Genomic DNA, 7,038 nt, shown 5'->3' with positions numbered 1-7,038 from the left:
TAACCAATGCCACCTTTCAGGGGCTGAAGTTAAATGGCTTGAAGCTGGATGAGTGCAAATTGCATGACGTGGATTTCAGAGAGTGCGATCTGGCTAACGCCACGATCACCGGCTGCGATCTGGCCGGGAGTTTATTCAACAACACCAACCTGCGCGCGGCAGATTTTACCGATTCGTGGAATTTCAGTATAAATGTGATGAACAACACCGTCGCGCGGGCAAAATTTTCGCGCCTTGAAGCGGTGAATCTGCTGGAAGGTTTGGGGATCGAGTTGGTGGACTAATATTTAACCAGAGATTACTTTAAACTTAACCATTAATGTTCCTTTTTAATGTTTTAAATATCTATAAACCGTATGTAAGTTGAAACATCACCCATATTATAAACACTCCAAACAACACACAAGTTTGTAGTGATGTGTTGTTTTTATAGAATAAATAATTCTTTAAATTATTACGGCAGAAGATCATTAAAATAACCATTTATAGACCAAATGAATCGAATTACTTCCAGTTAGCTCTAACTTTCCATTAAATCACATGGGGGACAATTGAATCGGTCATGCATTATCAGGTATAGATAAAATAATGGCAGCATCAAATATTAATAGCTTCACCGCCATTTATTGAATGATATTATAAGCGGTCGAATATTGACCCTATATTAGGACTAAATAATTTATGGTAAAGTTTTGTAGCATAAGAGTCTGTCATTCCAGAAATATAATCACATAGCACTCGTTCATTGTTTTCAGTTTGATCATATAGTGAATAAGTGTTTTTTGGTAGAAGTCTACTAGGGTTCTCTCTTAATACTTCGAATAACTTTAGGATTAGCTGCTGACCTTTGTATTCCAAGACCTGAACTTCCGGCGTTTTTATTACTCTGTTCATAACGAATGTCTTTAGTTCATTTAAAATGACCTTACTTTCTGGATTCATTTTAGCTTGCAGCTTTAATAGTTCGACTGAAAACACATCCAACTTCTCAATTGATATTGAAGATATGAAGCACCCAACCAGTTTACTTATTGCGTGTTTTCTTTCTTTACCAATTCCTGAAAATAATTTTTTTGTATAAAAATTAACATCTTTAACTATTGAATTATTTGAGTGTTCTTTAATTTTTGATACAACATCACTTTCCCACATTTCTCTCGTTATCAACCCTAAAGCTATACCATCCTCTAAATCATGTACTCCATAGGAGATATCATCAGCCAATTCCATTATTGTTGTATCAAAAGATTTATAAATTGTTTTATTATGACCGCTCTCGTGTTCACGAGTTGATGTAAATAAAGTGATTTCACTTTCAGGTAAATCTTTAAATATCCACCGTAAAATATCCACCTCATCATCAAGATAACACTTTGGGGGATGCCACGCATCTAAATTTAGAGGAGGTATATTATGTATGGAATTCTTTGGGTAGTTTTTAACAGAACTATAGGGAGCTGGATATTTAATTAATCCTAGCAATGTCCTTCTGGTTAAATCCATTCCATGATTTGGAGAGTACTCTCCAAGTCTACTAACTATACGTAATGTCTGACCGTTCCCCTCGAAACCACCACTATTATGCATTGAGTAATTTAGAGCTACTTCCCCTCCATGCCCAAATGGTGGATGGCCAATATCATGACTCAAACCTATAGCCTCAATAAGGCTCAATGATGGAATCCATTTATTGATTTGAGTGTTATTAGCATAATTTTCACTCAATCTTTCTGAAATGGCTGAACCTATTTGAGCGACCTCGAGTGAATGTGTTAACCGTGTCCTGTAAAAATCATTTTCGCCCAAACCTAAAACTTGTGTTTTTGTTTGTAAACGCCTAAATGCAGCTGAATGGATAACTCTCGCCCTATCTCTCTGATATTGACTATCCTGGTTATTTGAATTGAATTCCTTAACTGGATAGTCTTCATCATAGCTCCTCTTCCTTTCTGTCCAAAAGCCTTCTCTCATATCCTACTCCATTCAATCAGTTAGTTAAGACAATTTAGCCTGATGTAACAATGCTGGAACACAGTGAACACACTTAACAGATGAAAAAAACTAATGAATAGTAATGCTAGCCTCCTATAATACGCAAGCATTCAATCGGAAAAGTCTAATTTATTATTGATCGTGATAATGCAGAGGACGCACGACTTGCACTTATACTCTTCAGCAAACGTTCCCTCTCCTTTGCCCCCCCCTTCGTCGTGCTGCCAATCTTGCTCTGTGAGCCGATTATTTGTTATATTCGGCTCATATGGTGAGCCGAATAAGGGAGTTAATCGGCTCATTTAATGGGCTAACTGGAGAGAAAGATGACTTCACACTGGATTTGGCAGCATCAGAACTGGCCCAATTTTCACTGGAGTGAGTCTACTTTGCTGCCACGCCTGCGTGAGATCCAGCAACTACGGGGAATTTTACTGGGAAGTTCAGACCTGCTTCCCGATGATGAAGTGCAGACGCTGGATACCTTGCTGGCAAATATCCTCTCCTCTTCAGCCATTGAGGACGAGCGGGTGAATGCTCAGTCCGTACGCTCTTCGCTGGCCCGCAGGCTTGGCGTGACCGAAGATCAGCCATGGCCGGTGTCCGATCGCTCTGAAGGACTGGCCGCGATGATGATGGACGCCGTAGATAATCGACAGCATCCTCTGACCGTAGAGCGACTTTGTCAGTGGCATCAGTGGCTTTTTCCTGAGGATACGCTGAGTGTTCATTCTCTTGCCATTGGCAAATTACGCGGCAATGAACCGATGCAGGTGGTTTCCGGGCGCATCGACAAACCGGTAGTGCATTTTGTTGCTCCTCCTCGTGAGGGGCTGGAAGTACAACTTGCTCAGTTTGTTAGTTGGTTTACCAACAGTCAGCAAGATGCCCTGCTTGATCCCCTGCTTCGCGCCGCCATCAGCCATCTGTGGTTTATTACACTGCATCCTTTTGATGATGGTAACGGCCGCATCACTCGCGCATTGACGGACCTGGCTTTATCACAGGCAGACAGCCAGACCATACGGCTTTATGCGATGTCGCCAGCGATACTGACCAGACGTGCGAGTTATTACAGCATTCTGGAACAGACGCAGAAAGGCGATTTGGATATTACGGCGTGGATGAGCTGGTTCCTGGATACTCTGCAGGACAGTATCAAAGAAGCCATCACCGGCGTAGAACGCACGCAGAGTAAAGCCCGCTTCTGGCTACGCCATCAGCATGACTCATTGAGCAAGGAACAGATTAAGGTACTGAACCGCCTGCTGGATGGCGGCGATCAGGGATTTGAGTCTGGCATCAGCGCAAGCCAGTATCAGAAGGTAGCAAAAGTGAGTAAAGCCACGGCTACACGTCATTTATCAAACCTGCTGAATACAGGTTTGATTGAGAAAATGCCAGGCGCGGGCCGCAGTACCCGCTACAAAATTGTCGATAACAAGTGACATTGTCACTTAATCGTGTTGGGTAAATGATGAAAATGCTGCGCGGTGACCTGTTTTGTCACCGCGCAGCAGCCCTCATTTATGCAACTTCCGCCTACAGTCGATTATTACTTCTGCCCCTGCCATTCCTGAGCATGAAGGCTCTGACGCGTTTTAGTTACCGTCTCCGTCGTTACCGGTGCGGCTGCGTTGCCCCAGCTGTTACGAATATAGGTCATCACATCGGCAATATTGTCATCAGACAGTTTCCAGCCAAACTCAGGCATGCCTGCCGCCGTTGGATTGGCGTGAGTAAATGGCCCCTGACTGCCTTTAAGAACGACATTCAGTAAACTCGAGGGATCGCTTGAGTTAATCTGCGGGTTACCGGCAAGCGTTGGGATCATATGACGAATACCGGAGCCATCAGATACGTGGCAGGCGGCACAGTTGGCATCATAGACTTTTTTGCCCACCACCATCGCCTTGTCAGTGCCGCTGACTGGCGCTGGCCTGGTCAGGCCGGAAGCCGGTAACGACTTAAGGTAACTGGCAATAGCCTGCAGATCAGACTGGGTCATATACTGCGTCGAGTTCTCAATAGCTTCAGTCATTGGTCCTGAAGACACCGCCGTACTGTTCGCCCCGGAGCGCAGATAGCTGACTATCTCCTCATTGCTCCAGGACCCCAGACCAACGTGGGGATTAGGCGTTAAATCCGGTGCGTGCCAGCCTTCCAGCACGCCACCCTGAAGGTAATCTGAGCTGTCACCCCCAAGGAAGTTCTTGGCAGTATGGCAGGATGCACAGTGGCCAGGCCCTTCAACCAGATACGCGCCGCGATTGATTTCAGCACTTTTATCTGCTGAAGGTTTGAAAGGCGAGTCATCGACAAACAGCAGGTCCCAGCCAGCCAGCGTCCAGCGTTGGTTGAACGGGAACGGCAGCTGATTCTCTACCACTTTATTGTTAACCGCAGGCACCGCTCGGATATAGGTCCACAGGTCAGTCAGATCCTGGTCGGTGAGTTTAGCGTAGGCGTTATAAGGCATCGCAGCGTACAGATAGCCGTGAGAACCCACACCGTGGCGAACGGCCCGATCAAACTGCTCCTGCGTCCAGTTGCCAATCCCGGTTTCTTTATCAGACGTGATGTTTGAAGATAAGATCGTGCCAAAGGGGGTTGCTAACTTATATCCCCCTGCGAACGGCTTGCCGCCTTGCGCCGTGTGGCAGGCGGTACAATCTGACAAACGCGAGACGTATTCGCCGCGTTTGATCTGATCGTTTAAAGCCGTTCCCGTTTCTGGTCTGATTGCCTGGGGATAGCTTTTTTGCAAGCCGTACTCTACATAGCCAAAATATCCAGCTAATCCCACCACCACTACAGCACCGATCCCAACAGCGGTACGACGAAAAGTTGTTGCCATCATGCTCTCCTTATCGCACCAGTGAACCTGGATTTTTCAGGTAATCGTTGATGATTGCGCGGGCTGTCCACAAGGTCAGCGCGCTGAGTGTGATCGTGGGGTTATACCCGCCATTATTCGGATAAGAAGATGCGCCCAGCACAAACAGGTTATGCGCATCCCAGTGCTGTTGATAACGGTTAAGCACCGATGTGGCAGGATCCAGCCCCATCACCGCCCCCCCGATGGTGTGAGAACTGTCGTAAGCGGTAAAAGGCGAGTTGTGTTTATCCGGAAATGCCATTGTTTCCCAGCTTTTGGCCCCAGAAACACGGCAGATATCTTCAATACGATCGCGAATAAAACGGGCCATCAGGCGGTCGTTCTGATTGTAATCAAAGGTCAGACGCAGCAGCGGTTGGCCGTTGGCATCGCTGTAGTTCGGATCCAGCGAGAGATAGGAGTCCTTGTGCGAGTAAGACGTTCCCTGCCCCTGGATTTTGGCGTAGTTCTGGTAGCTGTTCTGGAAACTCTTTTTCCAGGCTGAACCCCACATTTTCGAGCCGGCGGGCAGTCGGTCAGTCATGCTCAGTGGCGTGCCCTGATCGGAAAGCGCCTGAATACCGGCCCCACCAAGGAAGCCTAAACCGTTGTGGTCGAAGTTATCGCCATTAAAATCATCGATCTGGGTTGAAAGCGCCCCGGTTGAGATGAACGGGTTCATAAACTCGTTCTCGTAGTAGAGGAAGCCCATCGACATAGTTTGGTAGTTGTAGGCGCGTCCCAGCGTGCCCTCACCGGTTGCCGGATCGTAGGCCTTACCGATTTTAGACAGTAACAGCAGGCGCACGTTATCCAGCTGATAAGCGGACAGACAGACTATATCCGCTGGCTGGAAGCCGGTATTGCCATCGGAGTCGAGGAAAGTCACCCCGGTAACGGTTTTGCCATCATCGGCTTTATCAATATGAAGCGCGGTGCACTCTGTCAGCAGCGTAAAATTGATGCGGTCCATCAACGCCGGCACGACACAAATATTCGGTGAGGATTTAGAGAAGTTACCGCAGCCATAAAACCCGCAGAAGCCACAGTAGGTGCAGGGCGCCAGATTAACCCCTAATGGATTGGTGTAAGCCGCGCCGATAGTGCCCGCCGGGATAGGGAACGGGTGAAAACCCATCTTCTCGGTCGTCTTATGGAAAATATCATTCCAGTGAGAGCGGATTAAAGGCGGCGTGGGGTATTCGTTGCTGCGGCTGCCTTCAAAAGGATTACCGCCCGACTGTTTCTGCCCGTTGATCACCCCGGCTTTACCGGAGATTCCGGCGATTTTCTCAATGCGATCGTAATGCGGTTCCAGCTCATCATAGGTGATGCCCCAGTCCTGCACGATCAGGCCATCAGCCAGTTTCATATTGTGATAACGGTCGCGCAGACGGGTGGCCATCTCAAAATCTGCCGGGGTAAAACGCCAGGCGTTTGCTGCCCAGTGTTTGCCTGCTCCACCTACGCTGTAGCCCATCTGAAAAGCATTCCAGTCGCGGGCAGGCAGCGCTTTTTGGTCTGAGCTGTTGCGAAACGTCAGCGTTTCTACCCGAGGAGGTTTAAGAATTTCACGGCGGACGCCATAACGGAGCTCATCCGCTGCAATAGCGGGAGAAAAGTTGGTCTGGGTTTGTTCCCACGGGCCCCGCTCAATCGCCACCACGTTCAATCCCGCGCGGGTCAGTTCTTCTGCCATTAGCGAACCGGCCCAGCCGAGGCCGATAATCACGGCATCAGCTTTGGGTCTGGTATAATTCATAATTACCCCTGCTTGTTAAGCTTTTAAATGGTCAATAATGCTGACGGGCTCTAAGGTTATTTTCTGACCTTTTAAGGTCACCACATCGCGGTAGTCATAACGGGCGCCAGGGAAACCAATCATTTTCCACCCAACCATATTACGGTTGCCGCCATAAACGGGGTCAGCTAAAAATCCTTCCTGCACATTCGTTAAGAATTGACCAAATAAAGAGTTAGAAGAGAGGCTGGGATAAGTGAATTTATCGGCTTCCATCTGTTCCAAATACCTGTCCTGCTGTTCGCTTGACAGGTCTGAAAAAGATTTACCCAGAAGCTTCTGGCAATGTTGATCCATTTCAGACAGGCCTTTACGGTATATTTCTCGGGGCGTTAATGGACTTTGCACACCCTGTGCTTCGGTGCCC

General features: G+C 47.5%; 6 protein-coding genes. 2 read left to right on the top strand and 4 right to left on the bottom strand.

The window, feature by feature from the left end; all coding sequences use genetic code 11:
* On the top strand, positions 1-284 hold a 284-nt coding region (locus tag WCC56_RS07135; RefSeq protein WP_424691714.1), incomplete at its 5' end, for a pentapeptide repeat-containing protein.
* Between the two features lie 352 nt (positions 285-636).
* On the opposite strand, the gene WCC56_RS07130 is transcribed toward WCC56_RS07135, so the two are convergent.
* Positions 637-1,971 carry an anti-phage deoxyguanosine triphosphatase gene (locus WCC56_RS07130; protein WP_424691713.1) on the bottom strand — a complete coding sequence of 445 codons (1,335 nt, stop codon included), beginning with the start codon at positions 1,969-1,971 and terminating at the stop codon, positions 637-639.
* A gap of 347 nt (positions 1,972-2,318) precedes the next feature.
* Between WCC56_RS07130 and WCC56_RS07125 the strand changes: the two genes are divergently transcribed.
* Positions 2,319-3,440 (top strand): Fic family protein, encoded by a 1,122-nt coding sequence (locus WCC56_RS07125; RefSeq protein WP_424691712.1) that lies wholly within the window; start codon positions 2,319-2,321, stop codon positions 3,438-3,440.
* 107 nt (positions 3,441-3,547) lie between these two features.
* On the opposite strand, the gene WCC56_RS07120 is transcribed toward WCC56_RS07125, so the two are convergent.
* The 3 genes from WCC56_RS07120 to WCC56_RS07110 form a co-directional block, all read right to left on the bottom strand.
* Complete coding sequence (locus WCC56_RS07120; RefSeq protein WP_424691711.1) at positions 3,548-4,852, bottom strand: c-type cytochrome; 1,305 nt, start codon at positions 4,850-4,852, stop codon at positions 3,548-3,550.
* Between the two features lie 7 nt (positions 4,853-4,859).
* Positions 4,860-6,632 carry a GMC family oxidoreductase gene (locus WCC56_RS07115; RefSeq protein WP_424691710.1) on the bottom strand — a complete coding sequence of 591 codons (1,773 nt, stop codon included), beginning with the start codon at positions 6,630-6,632 and terminating at the stop codon, positions 4,860-4,862.
* Between the two features lie 15 nt (positions 6,633-6,647).
* Positions 6,648-7,038 (bottom strand): gluconate 2-dehydrogenase subunit 3 family protein (locus WCC56_RS07110; protein ID WP_424691709.1); only part of this gene is annotated, 391 nt, incomplete at its 5' end.

The organism is Erwinia sp. (assembly GCF_049696395.1).
Taxonomy (GTDB): domain Bacteria; phylum Pseudomonadota; class Gammaproteobacteria; order Enterobacterales; family Enterobacteriaceae; genus Erwinia.
Note: the sequence above shows the minus strand (reverse complement) of the source record. Positions and strands in the feature narration are given on the sequence as shown.